This window comes from Herbaspirillum sp. BH-1, from assembly GCF_002870055.1.
In the GTDB taxonomy this organism is placed as follows: Bacteria; Pseudomonadota; Gammaproteobacteria; order Burkholderiales; family Burkholderiaceae_D; genus Herbaspirillum; species Herbaspirillum frisingense.
Genome location: NZ_PKOI01000005.1, coordinates 302,510 through 320,714, shown reverse-complemented (window position 1 = coordinate 320,714; position 18,205 = coordinate 302,510). Strand labels below are relative to the sequence as shown.

18 protein-coding genes and 1 pseudogene are annotated in these 18,205 nt (G+C 63.8%); 10 read left to right on the top strand and 9 right to left on the bottom strand.

What is annotated here, in order from left to right; translation table 11 throughout:
• Positions 1-93 precede the first annotated feature (93 nt).
• The 3 genes from HBH1_RS09725 (at position 94) to HBH1_RS09715 (ending at position 3,295) form a co-directional block, all read left to right on the top strand.
• The gene (locus tag HBH1_RS09725) at positions 94-870 is read left to right on the top strand and encodes a FadR/GntR family transcriptional regulator (RefSeq protein ID WP_077237178.1); all 777 of its coding nucleotides are present in this window, start codon (positions 94-96) and stop codon (positions 868-870) included.
• A gap of 41 nt (positions 871-911) precedes the next feature.
• Positions 912-1,853 carry a LysR substrate-binding domain-containing protein gene (locus tag HBH1_RS09720; protein WP_102662577.1) on the top strand — a complete coding sequence of 314 codons (942 nt, stop codon included), beginning with the start codon at positions 912-914 and terminating at the stop codon, positions 1,851-1,853.
• Between the two features lie 260 nt (positions 1,854-2,113).
• On the top strand, positions 2,114-3,295 hold the full coding sequence (locus HBH1_RS09715) for a GGDEF domain-containing protein (RefSeq protein WP_102662576.1): 1,182 nt from the start codon (positions 2,114-2,116) through the stop codon (positions 3,293-3,295).
• Between the two features lie 13 nt (positions 3,296-3,308).
• On the opposite strand, the gene HBH1_RS09710 is transcribed toward HBH1_RS09715, so the two are convergent.
• Genes HBH1_RS09710 through imuA form a run of 3 tightly spaced genes read right to left on the bottom strand, consistent with a single transcriptional unit; the run spans position 3,309 to position 8,745 of the window.
• Entirely contained in the window at positions 3,309-6,566 is a 3,258-nt protein-coding gene (locus HBH1_RS09710; RefSeq protein WP_102662575.1) for an error-prone DNA polymerase, read from the bottom strand.
• Between the two features lie 9 nt (positions 6,567-6,575).
• The gene (locus tag HBH1_RS09705) at positions 6,576-8,060 is read right to left on the bottom strand and encodes a Y-family DNA polymerase (protein ID WP_102662574.1); all 1,485 of its coding nucleotides are present in this window, start codon (positions 8,058-8,060) and stop codon (positions 6,576-6,578) included.
• Complete coding sequence (imuA, locus tag HBH1_RS09700) at positions 7,987-8,745, bottom strand: translesion DNA synthesis-associated protein ImuA (protein WP_102662573.1); 759 nt, start codon at positions 8,743-8,745, stop codon at positions 7,987-7,989. Before imuA ends, HBH1_RS09705 begins: the two co-directional genes overlap by 74 nt.
• Positions 8,746-8,984: 239 nt before the next feature.
• Between imuA and HBH1_RS09695 the strand changes: the two genes are divergently transcribed.
• The 3 genes from HBH1_RS09695 to HBH1_RS09685 all read left to right on the top strand — a co-directional run bounded on the left by HBH1_RS09695 (position 8,985) and on the right by HBH1_RS09685 (position 10,406).
• Positions 8,985-9,275, top strand: coding sequence for a nucleotidyltransferase family protein (locus HBH1_RS09695; RefSeq protein WP_102662612.1), 291 nt, complete (start codon positions 8,985-8,987; stop codon positions 9,273-9,275).
• On the top strand, positions 9,272-9,661 hold the full coding sequence (locus tag HBH1_RS09690; protein ID WP_102662572.1) for a HepT-like ribonuclease domain-containing protein: 390 nt from the start codon (positions 9,272-9,274) through the stop codon (positions 9,659-9,661). The genes HBH1_RS09695 and HBH1_RS09690 overlap by 4 nt, the downstream gene beginning before the upstream one ends.
• Positions 9,662-10,058: 397 nt before the next feature.
• Positions 10,059-10,406, top strand: a complete 348-nt coding sequence (locus HBH1_RS09685) for a KGG domain-containing protein (protein WP_102662571.1) — start codon at positions 10,059-10,061, stop codon at positions 10,404-10,406.
• Between the two features lie 248 nt (positions 10,407-10,654).
• Here the strand turns inward: HBH1_RS09685 and HBH1_RS09680 are convergent, their stop codons facing one another.
• Positions 10,655-11,410 (bottom strand): YoaK family protein, encoded by a 756-nt coding sequence (locus HBH1_RS09680; RefSeq protein WP_102662570.1) that lies wholly within the window; start codon positions 11,408-11,410, stop codon positions 10,655-10,657.
• 246 nt (positions 11,411-11,656) lie between these two features.
• Here HBH1_RS09680 and HBH1_RS09675 point away from each other — a divergent pair, with 246 nt between their 5' ends.
• Entirely contained in the window at positions 11,657-11,911 is a 255-nt protein-coding gene (locus HBH1_RS09675; protein WP_102662569.1) for a hypothetical protein, read from the top strand.
• 361 nt (positions 11,912-12,272) lie between these two features.
• On the opposite strand, the gene HBH1_RS09670 is transcribed toward HBH1_RS09675, so the two are convergent.
• The gene (locus HBH1_RS09670; protein WP_102662568.1) at positions 12,273-12,803 is read right to left on the bottom strand and encodes a CBS domain-containing protein; all 531 of its coding nucleotides are present in this window, start codon (positions 12,801-12,803) and stop codon (positions 12,273-12,275) included.
• Positions 12,804-13,177: 374 nt separating this feature from the next.
• Here HBH1_RS09670 and HBH1_RS09665 point away from each other — a divergent pair, with 374 nt between their 5' ends.
• The 3 genes from HBH1_RS09665 to HBH1_RS09655 all read left to right on the top strand — a co-directional run bounded on the left by HBH1_RS09665 (position 13,178) and on the right by HBH1_RS09655 (position 14,616).
• Positions 13,178-13,465 carry a PQ-loop domain-containing transporter gene (locus tag HBH1_RS09665; protein ID WP_166757899.1) on the top strand — a complete coding sequence of 96 codons (288 nt, stop codon included), beginning with the start codon at positions 13,178-13,180 and terminating at the stop codon, positions 13,463-13,465.
• A gap of 192 nt (positions 13,466-13,657) precedes the next feature.
• A complete protein-coding gene (locus HBH1_RS09660) occupies positions 13,658-14,230 on the top strand; it encodes a DUF4142 domain-containing protein (protein WP_102662567.1) in 573 nt (190 codons plus the stop codon).
• Positions 14,231-14,376: 146 nt separating this feature from the next.
• Complete coding sequence (locus tag HBH1_RS09655) at positions 14,377-14,616, top strand: hypothetical protein (protein ID WP_102662566.1); 240 nt, start codon at positions 14,377-14,379, stop codon at positions 14,614-14,616.
• 421 nt (positions 14,617-15,037) lie between these two features.
• On the opposite strand, the pseudogene HBH1_RS09650 reads toward HBH1_RS09655, so the two are convergent.
• The 4 genes and pseudogenes from HBH1_RS09650 to HBH1_RS09635 all read right to left on the bottom strand — a co-directional run.
• Positions 15,038-15,580 (bottom strand): annotated as a pseudogene (locus tag HBH1_RS09650) (type 1 glutamine amidotransferase domain-containing protein); the annotation flags it as partial.
• Between the two features lie 70 nt (positions 15,581-15,650).
• Positions 15,651-15,863: a hypothetical protein gene (locus HBH1_RS09645; protein WP_006465236.1), complete on the bottom strand. Its 213-nt coding sequence runs from the start codon at positions 15,861-15,863 to the stop codon at positions 15,651-15,653.
• A gap of 256 nt (positions 15,864-16,119) precedes the next feature.
• Positions 16,120-16,386: a hypothetical protein gene (locus HBH1_RS09640; protein ID WP_102662564.1), complete on the bottom strand. Its 267-nt coding sequence runs from the start codon at positions 16,384-16,386 to the stop codon at positions 16,120-16,122.
• Between the two features lie 2 nt (positions 16,387-16,388).
• A complete protein-coding gene (locus HBH1_RS09635) occupies positions 16,389-18,083 on the bottom strand; it encodes a thiamine pyrophosphate-binding protein (protein ID WP_102662563.1) in 1,695 nt (564 codons plus the stop codon).
• Positions 18,084-18,205 lie beyond the last annotated feature (122 nt).

Here is an 18,205-nt window from a genome sequence, read left to right as displayed (position 1 = left end):
CTACTTTGCTGACTGCCTGCATCGCCAGGGTGGCGGGGAGGGTGGCAAATCCGCTACCATGCGCAACGTCCATTCCAGTCTCCCGGAGCATCGATGCCCAACCCCAGCAAACCGGCGCGCCCCGCCGCGTCCAGCGAACTCCTGAGCCTGGCTGCCGCCGGCCTGGGTCCGGTGCGGCCGGAACGTTTTGCCGAGCGCGTCTATGAGACCTTGTTCCATGCCATCGTGGAAGGGCGCATCGCAGTGGGCAGCAAGCTGCCTTCCGAGAATGACCTTGCCACGCTGTTCGAGGTCTCGCGCCCGGTGGTGCGGCAGGCGCTGGACCGGCTGCGCGAGGACCAGTTGGTGGAATCCCTGCGGGGTTCCGGGACCTATGTGAAGGAAAAGGCCGGTCTGGCCCCGGCACGTCCGGACGGCGAACCCGAAACCCGCATCGGTCACATCATGAACGGCCTGGAACTGCGCCTGGTGCTGGAACCCGAATCGGCCTACATGGCGGCCCTGCGTCGCAACAAGCAGGACCTGGACCAGATGGAGCGCCTGCTGGAAGGCTTCGAAGAGGCCAACCGGGTCGGCGGCATCGCCCACCATTACGACTTCGGCTTCCATGAAGCGATTGCCATGGCCACCGGCAACCTGCGCTTCGTGCAGGTGATGAAGACGCTGGAATACGATGTCAGCCACGCCGTGAACATGCTGCGCCACCTGATGCATATCCCGCCCTGGAAGCGCTCGCAGGACGCCATGGATGAACACCGCCAGATCTTCGAGCTGATCCGGCTGCAGGATGCCGAAGGCGCCCGGCGCGCCATGCGGGGCCACATCGAGAATGCGCGTACCCGCATGTTCAATAGTCGTCCGGGCCTGTAAAACAATTTGACAACTCGCTGGACAGCAGGGAAAACCTTCGCATGGAATTACGCCAACTGCGCTACTTCGTGGCCATCGTCGATCACGGCTCGCTCTCGCGGGCGGCACGGGTGCTGCACATCGCCCAGCCGGCGCTGACCCAGCAGATCCGCCAGCTGGAAGACGAGATGGAAGCGCAACTGCTGCACCGCTCGGCCCAGGGTGTGATCGCCACCGATGCCGGCAAGGTCTTCTATGAGCACGCGCTGGCGATCCTCAAGCAGGTGCAGGACGCCAAGCAGGCCGTGGCGCAATCCACCGACAAGCCCTCGGGTACCGTGGCGCTGGGTATTCCGCAGAGCGTGTCCAATGCGCTGGCCTTGCCACTGTTGAACGCGGTGCGTTCCACCTATCCGGAAATCACGCTGCAACTGACCGAGGAACTGACCGGCAACCTCATCACCCAGCTCAAGTCCGGCCGCATCAACCTGGCGGTGCTGTTCGATGATGGTCAGCTGTCCTCGTTCGCGGCCACGCCGATGATCGAGGAAGAGATGCTGTACATCACCCGCACCAAGTCGCAGTACGGCGTGGCCGGGCGCAAGGGCGTGCCGCTGGCGCGCGCCATCCAGGCACCGCTGATCCTGCCCGGCCTGGCCCATGGCGTGCGCCCGCGCATCGAAAACCTGGTACGCGCCCAGGGCATGAGCCTGGACAATGTCATCGAGATCAATTCGGTGGCCATCCTGAAGTCGGCCATCCTGGCCGATATCGGCGCCACCATCCTGCCGGTGGCGCCGCTGCTGGCCGACATCGAGCGCGGCGACATGGTGGCCCATGCCATCGCCGGCGAAACCATCTCGCGCACCCTGGTCTTATGCGCTTCCCGCAACATCCCCCTGACCACGGCAGCGGCGGCCGTGGAGCGACTGGTGCTGGACGTGACCGACCAGCTGTGCCGCTCCGGCCAATGGGGGCATACCCGCGTGCTGGAACGTGAATGAAGCCGAAATGACGCTGTAATGAAGGGTGCAGATATATTGCCAGCCCGGCAATAACGTTCACTTTTCATGTCATATTGCTGAAAATCACTATCATTCCGGCGGCTTCGGTTACACTGACGGCGTCCTGCCTGTGTCGTCTTTCCAGGCCGTCAGATGCCTGGCAGTAGCACCGGATGGGGTTCCGGAAGCTTGCCTGCAGGCCTGACCGGACACTCTCCCGTTCTGCAATCTTCACCCGTCCCGTGGACGGGCTTATCCGGATGAATCCATTCACCGCCAGCCTGGCGCTGGCCATCGTTCAGTTTTGCAGTGGCGTGATCATGACGGGCCTGTTCATCAGCACGCCCTCGGAGCGCTTCACCCGCCTGTGGGCGCTGTCCGGGGTACTGGCGGCACTGGGCATCTGCACTACTGTGGTCGCCTATGCCGGCCTCGGCGGCACGCTGCGCGCGCTGGGCCTGTTGCTGGGCAATACGCTGCTGTTTTCCTCCGGGATCGTGGCCTGGAGCGGCCTGCGCAGCTTCTACCAGCGCCGCTCGGCCTGGTGGCCGGGCCTGCTCATCGTGGTCTATGCCGCGGCCTTTGCGGCGCTGCTGGCCTCCGAATCCACGTTCACCCAGCGCGCCTACCTGGCTGTCTGCGGGCTGCAGGTGGTGTTCTGCCTGGTGCTGTGGGAATTCCTCAAGGGACTCTCCGGCGCGCTGGCCGAGCGTTATCCACGCTGGACCTTCGGTCGCTGCGTCGGTATCGGCGCCTTGCTCATCCTCAGCGCCAGCTATGTCAGTCGCTTCTTCATCTCGCTGCGCCATCCGGAACTGTTCGAACCGCCCGAGATGAGCAACCTCGGGGTCGTCCTGATCTACCTGATTCCCATCAGTGGCACCCTGTTGCTGTCGGTGGCGCTGATGATGATCTATTTCGAACGCCTGCTGGCCGACAAGCAGCGCCTGGCCACCGTGGATGAGCTGACCGGCACCCTGAACCGCCGCGAGCTGGTGCGCTGTGGCGAACTGGTGCTGGAGCAGACGGTACAGGCCAGACAGGTGCTGACCCTGGCCTTCATCGACGTCGACCATTTCAAGCGGATCAACGATACCCACGGCCACCAGGTGGGTGACCGCGTGCTGGCCGACATCGGTGCACTATTGCGCCAATGCTGTCGCCAGAACGGTCTGCTGGGCCGCTATGGTGGTGAAGAGTTCTGCGCGGTCTTCCCCGGCCTGGCCGAGGTGCAGGCACGACAGATCGCCCAGCACCTGCTGGAGACGGTGCGCCAGCATGACTTCGGCCATGGCCAGCCAGTCACCATCAGTGTCGGCCTGGCCGTGCTCACACCGGGCCAGATGCTGGGGTGGGATGCCCTGGTGCACCAGGCCGACCTGGCCCTGTACCGGGCCAAGAGCGAAGGGCGCAATGCCTTCCGCATGGCGCTGGCCGCCTGAGTCAGCCAATCCATCAGAAGAAATCACGGCTGCGCGGCTGCAGTTCCCCGAGCAGGTGGGTCCAGTCCTCCAGGCGTCCGGCCACCAGATGGCGCACCTCTCCCTGGCATTGCCAGCTTCCGTACACGCCCAGCAGGCGCGCATTGAGCACTTCGCTGCGCTGTCGTTCCAGCACCGCCGGCCAGATGATGACGTTGGCCGACCCGGTCTCGTCTTCGATCGTCATGAAGATCACCCCCTTGGCCGTACCCGGCCGCTGGCGCACCGTGACGATGCCGCAGCAGCAGGCGAACTGGCGGTTCTGCAGCGTGTTCAGATCGGCCACGCTCATGAAGCGGCGGCGCTGCAGGGTCGGTCGCAGCAGGGCCAGCGGGTGGCGGCGCAGGGTCAGGTTCATGGCGCGGTAGTCGTCGATGATCTGCTCGCCTTCGCCGGGTGTCTCCAGTTGCACCGCATCGTCACCGCGTGGCGCGCTGCGCAGCAGGTCACGGTCGGGTACCGCACCCACCGCATGCCACAGGGCCTGACGCCGATGGCCGGCCAGTTCGCGCAGGGCATCGCCGGCCGCCAGCGCCTGCAGGGCATGGCGATCCAGGGCGGCGCGCCGGGCCAGGTCGTCGACATCGGCAAAGGGGTGCTCGGCGCGCGCCTGCTCGATGCGCTGCGCCGCCTCGGCCGGCATGCCGCGCAGCAGGCTCATGCCCAGCCGCACGGCCGGACGCGCCGGCCCGGAGGTGGACTCCAGGGGCAGCTCCAGCGTGGACTCCCAGGCGCTGCGCACGACATTGGCCGGCAACACCCGCACCCCATGCCGGCGCGCATCCTGGATCAGTTGCGAGGGCGAATAGAAGCCCATGGGCTGGCTATTGAGCAGGCCGCACAGGAAAGCCTCCGGCTCATGGCACTTGAGCCAGCTGCTGAAGTAGGTCAGCAGGGCAAAGCTGGCGGCATGGCTTTCCGGAAAGCCGTATTCGCCGAAGCCCTCGATCTGGTTGAAGATGCTTTCGGCGAATTCGCGTGAATAGCCATTGTCGGTCATGCCCAGCACCAGTCGCTCATGGTGTGGCCCCATGCCACCCTTGCGCTTCCAGGCTGCCATGGAGCGGCGCAGGTCATCGGCCTCGCTGGGGGAATAGCCGGCGGCCTCGATGGCCACGTCCATCACCTGTTCCTGGAAGATGGGGATGCCCAGGGTGCGCTCCAGCACCTTCCTGATCTTGCCGCTCTTGCTGGTGTTGTCGGGATACTCGAAGCTGCCGCCATTGCGCACCAGCTCACGCCGGCGCAGGTAGGGGTGGACCATGCCGCCCTGGATCGGACCGGGCCGCACGATGGCCACCTGCACCACCAGGTCGTACTGGGTACGTGGCTGCATGCGCGGCAGCATGCTCATCTGGGCCCGGCTCTCGATCTGGAACACGCCGATGGTATCGGCCTTGCAGATCATCTCGAAGGTGACCGGATCTTCACGCGGGATATCGTACATCTGCATCACCTGCGGCAAGCCGCGCCGCAGGCTCACCAGCTCCAGCGATCGACGCAGGGCGGTGAGCATGCCCAGCGCCAGGACATCCACCTTGAGCAGCCGGAGCGACTCCAGGTCGTCCTTGTCCCATTCGATGACGGAACGGTCTGGCATGGCGGCGTTCTGGATCGGCACCAGCCGCGACAATTGCCCGCGTGCGATCACGAAGCCCCCGGTGTGCTGCGACAGGTGGCGGGGAAAGCGCAGCAGCTTGCCGGTGATGCTGGCCCACAGCCCGATCTGCGGCAGTTCCGGGTCCAGCCCGGCTTCGGTAAAGCGCGCCAGCAGTTCTTCGCGGCTGTCGAACCAGTGCTGCGACTTGGCCACCGTATCGACGATGGCCGGGTCCACCCCCAGCGCCTTGCCCACCTCGCGCAGCGCGCCACGCGGGCGATAGCTGTGGACGGCGGCGGCCAGGGCGGCACGGCGGCGGCCGTACTTGCGGTAGATGTGCTGGATCACTTCTTCACGGCGCTGGTGTTCGAAGTCGACGTCGATGTCGGGCGGCTCGTCGCGCTTTTCGCTGATGAAGCGGGCAAACAGCAGGCGCGTGGAGGTGGGATCGACCTCGGTCACCCCCAGGCAATAGCAGACCGCCGAATTGGCCGCCGAGCCCCGACCCTGGCACAGGATGCCGCGCGAACGGGCGAATTGCACCAGGTCATAGACGGTCAGGAAGTAGGCTTCATAGTGCTTGCTGCCGATGAGCGCCAGTTCCACCTCGATCTGTTGCCGCACCTCGCCGGGCAGCCCCTGCGGATAGCGTCTGGCGGCACCGGCCAGGGTTTCCTGGCGCAGGTAGTCGGCCGGGCTCATGCCCAGCGGCACCAGCTCGTCCGGATATTCATAGCGCAGCTCGGCCAGACTGAAGCGGCATTCGGCGGCGATGGCCAGGGTCTGCTCCAGGGTCTGCCGCGTGTGCACCAGCGACAGCCGCATTCGTGGCCGCAGGTGTTGCTCGGCGTTGGGCGCCAGCGCATGGCCGCATTCCTGCACCGGCTGGCCCAGGCGGATGGCGGTCACCACATCCTGCAGGTATTTGCGTGAGCGCTGGTGCATCTGCACGTCGCCCACCGCCACCAGTGCCAAGCCATGGCGCCGTGCTGCCTGCTCCAGCGCTTCGCGGTGCAGTTCGTCCAGGGGGCGATACAGGCGTGTGAGGCCGACCCAGGAGCGTCCGGGCGCCAGGCCGGCGAACCAGCGCAACTGGGCGTCCAGGGTGTCTTCACCGACCGCGTAATCCGGCACCAGGATCAACTGGCAATCGGGCAGGGCGCGCAGGTGCGACAAGGCCGGCGGCGGCTGGCTCAGGTCTTCCGGGGCCAGCAGGTACTGGCCCTTTTCGGCACGCGTGCGGGCCAGGGTGACCAGCTCGGAGAGATTGCCGTAACCCTCCCGGTTCCTGGCCAGCGCAACCAGGGTCAGGCGGGCCAGCGGGTGCTCGGGGTCTTCCCGGAGTTGGGTAAAGCGGAAGCAACTGCCGATGATCAGCCTGAAATCCAGGCTCTGGTTCTTGCTGACCTGCTCCTGCCAGGCCGCATGGGCGCGCACCACCCCGGCCAGGGTGCATTCGTCGGTGATGGCCAGGGCGCGATAACCCAGGGCGATGGCGCGCTCCACCAGTTCCTGGGCATGCGAGGCGCCCTGCAGGAAACTGAAGTTGGTGCGGCAATACAGTTCGGCATAGTCGGGCAGGCCGCTGTCATTGCCATTACCAGTACCGATGCCAGGGAGAGGGGCTTGCATACAGTGCTCCTAGCCGAACAGTCCGTGCAGGAACCACTGCGGTTCTTCGTCGCTGGCCTCGCCGCCACGCCATTGCCGGAAAATCCAGTAATAGGCATGACGCGCATCGCGGGCGGTGAAGTAGTCGCGGGTCAGCGGGCGGCCTTCCCACCAGCCGGCTTCGATGCGTTCCGGCGGCGAGGTGAATTCCAAAGGTGTGCGGTAGAACGGCTTGTGCTGCTGCATGCGCAGGGGCAAGGGCTCTTCCAGCAGCCATAGCGGGCGCGGTGGCAGGCGCGCCGGATCAGTCACCAGCGGTGCCGGCAATGTGGTCGCCGGCTGCATGACGCTGCACCAGCGATTGGCGATCTCGGGCCGATGATCGGCGCGGGGCACGGCCTGGCGCACCTTGTCCGCGCCCAGCCGGGCCACCAGCAGTTCCAGCAGGCGTTGGTGATCTTCCGGGCTGCCGCCGGGTTCGGGGAAGAGCAGTTCGCTGGCGGCCTGCATGGCTTGCAGTTCCTCGGCCGCCAGTCCCAGGGCGATGGCCGGCGCCGGCAGGCTGGAGCGGGCCAGCTTTTCCTTGACCAGGGTATGCAGGTGGTCTTCCTGCCAGGCCGGCACCGACAGGGCGATCCGCAATTCGGTCGGCGCCACGGCCTGGCGACCGCGTTCGTGCTCCAGCCACAGGTGTAACTGCTTGATGCTCAACTGGCGCGCCGCCAGCCAGCCGGCCAGTTGTACCAGCAGCCCCTGGGCATAGGCGGCCAGGATGTCGGTGTGCTCGATGCGGTCGGGCAGCTCCACGCGGGCCTTGAAGACCGGCGGCGCCACCACCCATTCATGCAGTTCCGGCAGGTCGCCATAGGCACGGTCCAGCATGTCCAGCAGCGCCCGGCCGCAGCGCCGTTGCAGGCCGGGGCGCGGCAGCCGCCGCAACTGGCCCAGCTGGCGGCAGCCCAGGCCATGCAGCCATTCGAGGTGGGCCTGGGCGGCACTGAGCAAGATCACCGGCAAGCGATCCAGGCGTCGTTGCAGGGAACCGCTGCGCAGGGTACGCACATTGCCGTAGCGCGCCAGCATCCAGGCCCCGGTCGCGGTGACGCCAGAAGACAGGGTGGCCGACACCCCGAGCCGGGCGATGGTGACGCCAATCTTGCGGCACAGCGCCCGCATGCCGCCGAACAGGCGCAGGCTGGCGCTGACGTCCAGCAGCACACAGGCGTCCGGGGCCAGTGTGACCTGGGGCGTGTATTGCAGCAGGGCCAGCGCTGTCTGTTCCAGCAGACCCTGTTCGCGCAGCGGGTCACGCTCCTGCAGCAGCGCCTGCGGCGCCAGCAGTTGCACGCCACCGCGCCGCATGCCTTCCTGCACGCCCAGCGCGCGCGCAGGTGCCGACAGCGCGGTGACGCGCTCGCGCTCGAAGACCACCGCCGGGGCTTCATCCAGCCAGTTTGGACGGAATGCTTCCAGCGGCAGCAGTGGCAGGTGTACGGCGATCCACAGTGGGGACATGGCGTTGCAGATTCGGTGAAGGCGTCAGGGGAAGAAACAGGCTTTGTTCGCGCAGCGGCCCGCGCCGCTTGAGAAAGCCGATCTCCAGTCCGTCCCGCGCAGCCTGCAGCGTCAGCCGCAAGGGCGCGGGTGAGGGCTCGCGCGCGCAGGACCAGGGACGCAGCATGAAAAACAGGGTTTGCCCGGCTTGCGCCGCCACATGCAGCCGGCGCAGCAGATCGTGCTCACCCTTGCGCAGCCTGGGTTGCCACATCAGCAGCGCGTGACAGCTATCGGCGCGCAGGACTTGCTCCGCTGCCCAGCAGGCATCGACCGCGTTATCGGCCTGCAGATGCAGCAGCCGGGCCGCCTGCACACCCAGATGCACCCAGCCGGGGGCATTGACCTGGTGCGGTGCCTGCAGCAGGGCGATGCGTTCGGCGCGGGTGATCCGGACGGCTCTTTGGGCGCTGGCTGGCGCTCGCGCCAGCAGTGGGCGCAGCAGGCGCAGTTCACCGATGCCATCCTGGGGCAGCAGCAATTCGATCAGCGCCCCGGTCGGCCAGCCACGTCCCGGCAACTCGGCATCAAGCGCCTCGAAACCGCTGGACACCCCGTGCCCACCCCCACGCGCCAGCTGGGACGCCAGCCAGAGCGAAGGATGGATGTTTTCCGGACGATGCACCGGGGACGATGGAGGCAACATGGTGGAGCAGACGTACTGGTGAAGACGAAGATAACTGTATAAATATACAGTAATTGTTTTGGAGTGTGACAAAAACTGCGGATGAGCGGGCAAAAGACTGAAGCTCTTGTTGAGGAGGGCGACCTGGTCGAGTTCGGGGGCGAAGAGGGGGCATCGGTGCATTGCGATTCTGGAAAATGCTTTTAGAATGGCATTCCTGCCCCGGCCATTGCAGTGAGTTTCGACAAGAAAGGATGCCCATGCGCCCCTCCGTTGCGCTTGACATGAAGAGAATTGCAGTGCGGGAAGCCGTAGGCCGCTTCCGTACCGCGAACCTGCGCGTCTTCGGCTCGGTGCTGCACGGCACCGACCAGGACGGTAGCGACATTGACCTGCTGGTTGACGCACTGCCTGGGGCCACCCTGTTGGACCTGGGCGATCTGGAAGATGAGTTGAAATCGCTGCTCGGCGTCGATGTCGATCTGCTGACGCCTGAAGACCTGCCGCCGACGTTCCGGGCCAAGGTGCTCGCTGAGGCGCTGCCGGTATGAGTGAACACCATCGGTTGCCCGACTACCTTGACCATATCCAGCAAGCTGCGACCGATGCGTGCAGCTTCGTGAAAGGACTGGAGAAAGCCGACTTCCTGACTGACAAACGCACCCAGCAGGCCGTCATCATGAGCCTCATCATCATCGGCGAGGCAGCCACCAAGGTGATGGATGCTTATCCTGAGTTCACGCAGGTGCATGCTCAAGTGCGATGGCGCAGCATGCGAAATATGCGCAATCGCATGGCCCATGGCTATTTCGACATCAATCTCGATGTGGTGTGGGAGACGACTCAAGTATGGTTACCGGAATTGCTCACGCAACTATCTGCTGTGCGTGAAATGGATTCCAGAGGCATTTCCGATGATCAAGGTGCTCAACCCTGACTCTCGCCACATTGCTCCGACTGCAAACATCCAACACTGCTTTTCAGCTGCATTTCTCCAGACCATGGACTGAATCTGAATTGTATTCAGTCCTTTCCAGCGCTCTAGCCCCCAGATTGCCTCGGCGCCCGCCCCGAGCATGCTTCACTTTGGCATTCAGAAATACGCTTATTTTGTTGCCATAAGACAAGCTCATCTTCACCGATTCCTACATTTCCTACAGTCAGTACTGACAAGGGCTGGGGAGCTCTTCCGATAGTGAGGTTCGGTGAGGCTTTCTACACTGCAGACGTGGACAGATGTTTTGTGCCGCCGGTCAGCTCGCGCAGGGCAGTAGGGCAGGCAGGTGGCAGGTTCGTCCGCTCAACCTCGACCAACCAAAGACAAGGAGTCACACATGGCAAATTCACAAAATCCGGGGACCAGCAATCGCGGCTTTGCCGCCATGGACAGGGAAAAGCAGCGTCAGATCGCCAGCATGGGCGGCAAGGCAGCCCACGCCAAGGGTGCAGCCCATGAGTTCAGCTCCGCCGAAGCACGCGAAGCCGGACGCAAGGGTGGCCTGAACAGCCACGGTCGCAAGAATGCCGCTGCTGCCGCGGCTGCTGCAGCACAGAATGGCCAGAACGGCACTACCGCCAGCACCTCGGCGCAGCCGCAGATGAGCCAGAGCACCCCGTCGGAGCATACCCAGGGCACCCAGCAGCCACAGCAGTCCGACAGCACGCCCCAACAGCAAGGCTGATGAGGGCATGGCACCTCAGGCAATGCTTGTCGCATCCGTCGCTTTTCACCCATGGAGTTGAGAACTGCAGGGACCAGCGACCAGACAGGTCGATAACAAGAAAACGAAAGGCGCGCAGAGCGCCTTTTTTGCGTCTGGTTTTCCGAAATCTCTTAACGGGAATCGAGAATTCCTAATTTAGGAGGCTGAATTCGGGTTTTTATCGAAATTCCTTAATTTTCCCGGCGAAGTCGGGCATTTATACGCCTTCAGGAACGTGCCAGGTCATCCATCATCGGCACCAGCGCCAACACGAACAATCCCGCCGCCAGCGGCATGGTCGCCACAAAGCCCACGGCCTTGAATCCGAGCGCGCCTGCCACGCCCCCCACGAAGAACATCAGCAACAGGGAAGACAGCAGCATGAACTTGCGGCGCGCCCCAGGGACCGGGTCTTCCTGGTGCATTTCGCCGGGCTGGCGCGGGGCCAGGGTCCAGTAGCACATCTTGCCGATCTCGATGCCGATGTCGGTGACCAGGCCGGTCACGTGAGTGGTACGGATTTCGGAGCGGGAAATCTTGCTGATCATGGCGTTCTGCAAGCCCATCACGAAACACAGCAGCGCCACCGTGACCGGCACGAACAGCAGCCGATGGTTCTCCAGATTGCTGCCCAGGATGCCGAAACACAGCAGCAGCATGGCTTCCAGCATCAGGGGCATGGCATATTCGCTGTGCAGGCCGCGGCGCCTGGCCCAGTTGATCATCACCGCCGAGCAGGCGGCCCCCAGCAGGAAGGACAGCAGCGCGCTGGCGCCCGAGACCAGCAGCAAGGTCTCGCCCAGGACCAGATTGTCGGCCAGGGAGGAGACGATGCCCGACATGTGCGAGGTGTACTGCCCGACCGCCAGGAAGCCGCCGGCATTGACGGCACCGGCGATGAAGGCCAGCGAACGCCCCAGGTGGCGATTGGACAGGTCGGTGCGCGCCGGACTGGTGAGACGGCGCAGGTAATTGATGGGCATGACGGTTCCAGGTAAAAGCAGACGCGTCAAGAAACAGACCTCATGCAACGCGCCAGGGGGAACTCATCTTCGCCCCTTCCTACGTAGATCCCCGGCGGCTTCTTGCTGTCTTTTCCTTCAGCGTTTTTTATCCTGACAAGAATACTTCTTCTTGGCCCAAGGCGGTGGCCGATGCACCGATGGCTGACCTGCATCAGCTTGCCGCCCCGGGAATCTTCCAGACTTTCACTTTTTCAGGAGCCTTCCATGAGCATCCCCATCGATATTCCTGGCGGCGACAAGCTCGACGAGTTGCGTACGCCTGTGCTGCAGCCTGGCGTACAGCAGGCCAAAGGCGGTGGATTTCGCGGTATCGTCCTGATCGGCGCCAATGGCCAGGACCCGGCGTCCACCCACGTCTGCGAAGCGCTGCGCAGCAACAGCGATGCGGCCTATGCCGATGCGCTGGACTACATCGCCGTACAACGGGAACACGGGGGCCAAGCAAGAGGCGGGGTTTAGAGCCGAGGAGGGAGCGGCAATCGGTTAAGGCGGCAAAGGCGGCAAATCCCGCAGGCAAAAAAATGGCCGCCTGGGGAGGCGGCCTGAGGGGGAGGGATATAAGACGCCGAGGATCGGGGGAATCTTCGGAGAATTTCTGCTTATGAAAACGACTCGTGGGGATAAACCGATGGGGGATGGACAGTGTTCATGGCAGGACGGAGGGGGACGTTCTTGCCGGAATTCGGGTCCTCGGTTTCGAGTTCGTTGGAATGCATAGTAGCGATGCACTGCAAAAAAGAAGATCGGACAGTACCCGATTGATGCGTAGGAAAAAACCTACACGCCAAGTTGTCGCTCCTGCCCGACACCCGCGCCAGGCCTAGCTTCGGCCCAGATTGACCTCGCTCAGATCACCGTCCCTGACTTCCGGCAGGGCATAGCCGTCGGCGGAGGCGGGATCGATGCTGCCACGGGTGGGGGCTGCGGGCAGCGATATCTCCGCCAAAGCCTCGCCCACACCGCGATTCTGCGTCTTGGCGGCGACATCGCCCAGGCTGACCATGCCCACCAGATTGCGCTCGCGATCCATGACCGGCAGGCGGCGGATCTGGCGCTGCACCATATCGTCCAGCACATCGTCCACCGGTTCATCCTCGTAACACCACAGGACATCATGGCTCATCACCTCGGTCAGAGGCATGGTCTCGGTCAGGCGATTGGGCGCGACGGCGCGCAGGACGATGTCGCGGTCGGTGACCAGACCCACCAGCCTGCGCTGTGTATCGCAGACGGGCAGGGCGCCGACATCAAGGGCTTCCATGGCCTGGGCGGCATGGATCACGGAATCGTCAGGGCTCAAGGTATGGGCGCCACGTGTCATGACGTCGGCAATGGTGCGGGTAGCGTGCATGTTGACCTCCTGGGAAAGAATGGAAAAGGGTGGGAAAAGCCTCGAAAGCGGAAGACCGAAATTGGCTAGTGTGACTTGTGCAGTGTTCTTCAGGCCGCCAGGCAGGCGACCGTCACATTCACTACATCCACTGCCACTACTCTTCCAGCCTAAGCAAGCCGCACGCATGCCGCAATGCCACAGCGCCCCATTGTCGGGTCGGCAGATTCGCGCAGGGCTGCGCGAATGCACCGACGTGCCGCCGCATCACCGGCCATCCGCGGACTCTTCCTACAGTGGCTTGCGAGGCCGGCCGACTGCATGGCTGGCCTGGCTGCTTCACCATCGCTGCATCGACCGCTTCCCGGGGCTGTACGGGCTCCCACCAAACCATCATGTCCGATCACATTACTGACCTCATCGGCTGGGGCGCCACCCTGATCCTGCTGCTGACCATCTCCTCGCAGGTCTATGAGCAGTGGCGCAGTCGTTCCACCCAGGGCGTGTCGCACTGGCTGTTTGCCGGGCAACTGGCGGCCTCGGCCGGTTTCGTGACCTACAGTCTGCTGCAGGGCGACTGGGTGTTCGTGGTGTCCAATGTCTTCCTGCTGGGGACGGCACTGCTGGGGCAGATCCTGTACCTGCGCAATCGTCGTCGCCAGCGGTTGCAGGAGCAGGCCTGAGGCGGCCAAGCTGACAGCTCGCCCTCCTGCCACATGGATGCTTCCCTCGCGCTCATCGATTCCTACAGGTTTCATTGGCGCTGTCTGATGCAAGGCAGACGCCATCCTTACTACAGTATTTGCATGACATGCCACGCAGGGCATCGCGGGCTCACCCTCTTTAGCTCAACCATAACCACAAGGAGTATCGCCATGCGTTCCATTCCCTTCGCCTCTTCGGATCTGATGACCCGCCATCGCACCCGCCGCCTGCTGGGCGCAGGTGCATTGTTCATTGCCGGCGCCACGCTGGCCTTGAGCGCCTCGGCCGACTCCGTCACCAGCAAGGACAAGAGCTTCATGACCAAGGCCGCCGAGGCCGGCAATGCCGAAATCGCGGCCAGCAAGGTCGCGCTGGAAAAGAGCAGCAATCCGGCCGTCAAGGATTTCGCGCAGAAGATGATCGACCAGCATGGCACCGTGGGCGACGAACTCAAGCAATTGGCTTCCAGCAAGGATGTCACCCTGCCTACCGAACCGAGCATGGCCCAGCGCGCCAAGATTGCCATCCTCGAGAAGCTGTCCGGCAACACCTTCGACAAGCGTTATGCCAGCATGATCGGAGTGTCGGCCCATGAGGATGCGGTCAAGCTGTTCCAGAAGTCCTCTACCTCCGCCGATGACCCGGATGTGAAGAATTTTGCCGCCAAGACCCTGCCGGGGCTCAAGGAACATCTGAAGATGGGCCGCGACCTGAAGAGCAAGGTGGATGCCGCCAAGAAATAAGGCCATCCAACCCTGCCCATGATGGGGGCGGTCCCGCGAAAAAGGCAAAAAGCCCTTTCGCTGCCGCCTTCATCGACTATGCTGATAGCAGCCTTGCCCCGCCCGTCATGACGTCCCGTCTCGCCACCGTGCCGAGGAGACTTGCCATGAAACACTTCGCCAAATCTGTTGAACAGCAGCAAGCCGGTCACTTCATGCCGCGCGTGACCAAGCTGGACAAGCACAAGTACGTCGCCTATCTCGATACCCGCATCGATCACCTCTGGCATATGGACCTGCACGACCTGAAGGGTCAGCCGGTACGTATCTGCAAGAAGCGCAAGGAAGCCGAGAAGGTCGCCCTGGCATTGCTGGAACAAGCCAAGCGCCGCCCTGGCGCAGCGTAGGGGCTGATGCATTGACGTGATGTCGGGGGTGTAACAGCTGTCCCGATGATGTAGTTGCCGTCCGTAACGCAGGTTGCGGACGGCATTTGCGTTTTCGCCGCAAGCTTCCGGTTACAGGTTCCAAGTCTTCAGGTCTGCAGAGACGAAACTACGCAGCAAAAGGCAAAACGCAAAAAAGAGGGGATCGCCCCTCTTTCCGTATGAAGCCGTATGCAGCCCGATGGTTCAGACCCGATCAGCCATCGCTTTGCGGCGACTGGCCATGGGCCACGGCAAAGGCCTCGTTTTCATGGCTGGGTGGGGCGGCGGGGGCACTGCCTTTTTCCGACAGACGCGGCCTGGTGGTGTCAGCCTCGCCACCGGCTTCGGTCAATGCCGGCTCGCCGCCCGTTGCGTCAGGCTGCTGGCCCTGCTCGCGACGTTGCTGCTCATCCAGCAGCTTCATGAATTCATTGTTGAAGGCCGGAATGTCGGTGGGTTTGCGGGAGGAGACGAAGTTTTCGTCCCGAACCACTTCCTGGTCCACCCACTGGCTGCCGGCATTCTTGAAGTCGTCCTGCAGGCTGGGCCAGCTGGTGACGGTGCGGCCCTTGGCGATGCCGGCCGAGATCAGCAGCCAGCCGCCGTGGCAGATGGAGGCGATGGGCTTTTCCGCATCATTGGCGGCGCGGATGAAATTGCGGGCCTGCGGCAGCAGGCGCATGGCGTCGCCGTTGACGACACCACCAGGCAGCAGCACCGCGGAGTAGTCCTCGGGGCGGGCCGTGTCCAGGCTACCGTCCACGGACACCGATTCTCCTTTGTCGACATGCTTGAAGCCCTGCACGCTGTCGGTCTTGTCGGAGAGGATGTGCACGGTGGCACCGGCGGCTTCCAGCGCCTTTTTCGGCTCCAGCAGTTCGGCCTGCTCAAAACCGTCGGTCACCAGGACCGCGACCTTCAATTGTTGATAGCGATTGCTCATGTTCAATCTCCCTGATGGAAAAAGGGCGGCCGGCATGCACCGGCCGCCCTCGTTGGGGGCGGATGACGGATCAGTCCGGGGTGTTCTGGCGAACCTTGTTGCGGTTCTGGTGATCGTTGCTGGCCTTGTCCATCTCGGGCGCCTTTTCGATGCGCGTGATGTTGGAGGTGGCCACCGGGTCACTGCCCGGGAAGCTCATCTCGTTGGCTTCGTCCAGCGCGACTTCCGAAGGGGTGTCGTACTGGTTGGGACGATGATCCTTGTTCTGTTTGCTTGCGCTCATGATGACCTCCTTTAACTTTGAAATATCAGTCTTCGCGATGTATGTAGTCCTTTTGCAGATCTCTTGCAGACCTGATCGGATCGACGCATCGGTCAAACGATGTGCAAACGATGTGACCGGTGAAACCCAGCTTACTGTGCCGTCCGGGGCTGCGGTATAAGCCAGCGGCGCAAGCCTGCGTAAGAATGCAGGCAATGCTGCAGTAATGCGCCTCTATCTGCCTTTATGTGCCTCTATGCGGCTCCGATGGCACCGTTCATGGCCATGGCGCCGGCGTCACATCCTCGAACTGCGCCTGCTGCTGGCCACCGGCAGGAATCGCATCGGGTTGACGGCCGGGGTGCAGCCTGCTGCCGGTCAGCAATTCCATTTCACGCTGAGAGGCCACGAAGGCGGCATCATCCAGGGGCTGCTCGGCTATCGGCCAGTGCGTCATGGCCCACTGCTTGTAGTCCTCGAAGCGGCGTTTCAATTCGCGGGCATAGTCCTCGCGTTGCTGCTCAATGCTCGTCTGGCTTTCCATGTTCAGCCTCCTTTCATGGCAATCAGGCTCTCGCGCACCTTGGCCAGGCCAAAGCGCCATATCTGTTCCATCTTGATGTGCGGCATGACCGGCAATTCGGACGGATCGATGAAGACATCCAGCACCGCCGGGCCGGGCGCGGCCAGCAGCTGCTGCAGGCTCTCCTGCAGCTCGTCGGGGGTGCGGGCGGTGAAACCCTGGCCGCCGCAGGCGCGCGCGAAGGCGGCGAAATCGGCATTGGGGAATTCCGAACCTTCGAAGGCGGGCATGCCGGCTTCTTCCATTTCCAGGTGGACCAGGCCCCATTCGCGGTTGTTGAAGACCACCACCTTCAAGGGCAGCTTGTGCTCCACACTGGTCATGAACTCGCCCAGCAACATGGTGAAGCCACCGTCGCCCACTGCCACCACGACCTGCCGCTGGCGATCCAGCGCCTGGATGCCGTTGGCCTGGCCCAGCGAGGTGCCGACGGCGGCATTGTTGAAGGAGGCCAGGATGCGCTGCTGCCCGCGCTGGCGGATCCAGTTGCCACACCATAGCGTCACCACGCCGGTATCGACCACGAAGGTCGCATCGTCGTCGGCCAGGTCGCTCAGCGTGCGGGCCAGGCTCTGCGGCTTGATCTTCTTGTGCTGACGCTTGATGTCGGCGGCGCTGTCGAGCTTGGCGTTCCAGCGTTCGCGCTCGCCATTGACCTTCTGCAGGAAACTGCCGTCGGTCTTGCCCTCGACCTTTTCCAGCAGCGCCCGCACGCTGGGACCGACCGAGCCGGTGATCCCCAGCGTGACCGGCGCCCGCCGACCGAGGACGAAGCCGCGTTCGTCGATCTGGATCACCTTGGACTTGGTGGGCAGGAATTCCGAATAGGGGTAGTCCGATCCCAGCATCAGCATCAACTCCGCCGCCTGCAGCGCATCGGTGCCCGGCGCGCCGCCGATCAGGCCGACCCCGCCGATCCAGTGCGGGTGGTCATAGGCCATCAGGTCCTTGCCGCGGAAGGTGTGCATCACCGGTGCCTGCAACTTGCTGGCCAGGGCCAGCACCTGGTCGATGGCGCCCCGGCAGCCATTGCCGGCAAAGATGGCGACCGAGCCGGCAGCGTTGATCAGTTCGGCGGCGGCCTGGATGTCGGACGGCGGCGGCGCCAGTTCGGCGCGCTCGCGCAGGGTGTGCAGGCTGGGGACGGTATGGGAGGTACGGGCACCGATGATGTCGGCCGGCAGGTTCAGGTGGGCTACGCCGCGTTGGGCGTAGGCCTGGGCAATGGCCTGGTGGAAGACTGCAGGCGCCTGGTCGGCGCTGGTGACGATCTGGCTGTAGGCCGCGACGTCGCGAAAGAGCAGGTCGGGTGAATTTTCCTGCAGATAATCGGTACCTCGACGCGCGGCTGGCACGCCGCCGGAGATGGCCAGGACCGGGGCGTGGTCCTTGCGGGCTTCATACAGGCCCGCCACCAGGTGGTTGGCGCCGGGGCCGGTGGTGCCGCAGCAGACCGCCAGGCGACCGGTCAGCTTGGCCTGGCCGGCGGCGGCCAGGGCCGCACCTTCTTCGTGGCGCACGCCTATCCATTCGATGCGCTTGTCGCGACGGATGGCGTCGGTGAGGGGATTCAGGGCGTCACCGACGACGCCGAAGATCTGGCGCACCCCGATCTGGTACAGGGTGTCGATGAGGATTTCTGCAACGGTGGCGGACATGTCGGCTCCATGGACGAGGATGAGTCGTTCAAGGGTAAGACGCCATCCGGCGCGGCTGTATCGGTCTATCCGGTAAATCCGTGTAGGAGAAGGTGGAGAAGGGCGCGCGGCTGCGGCACATT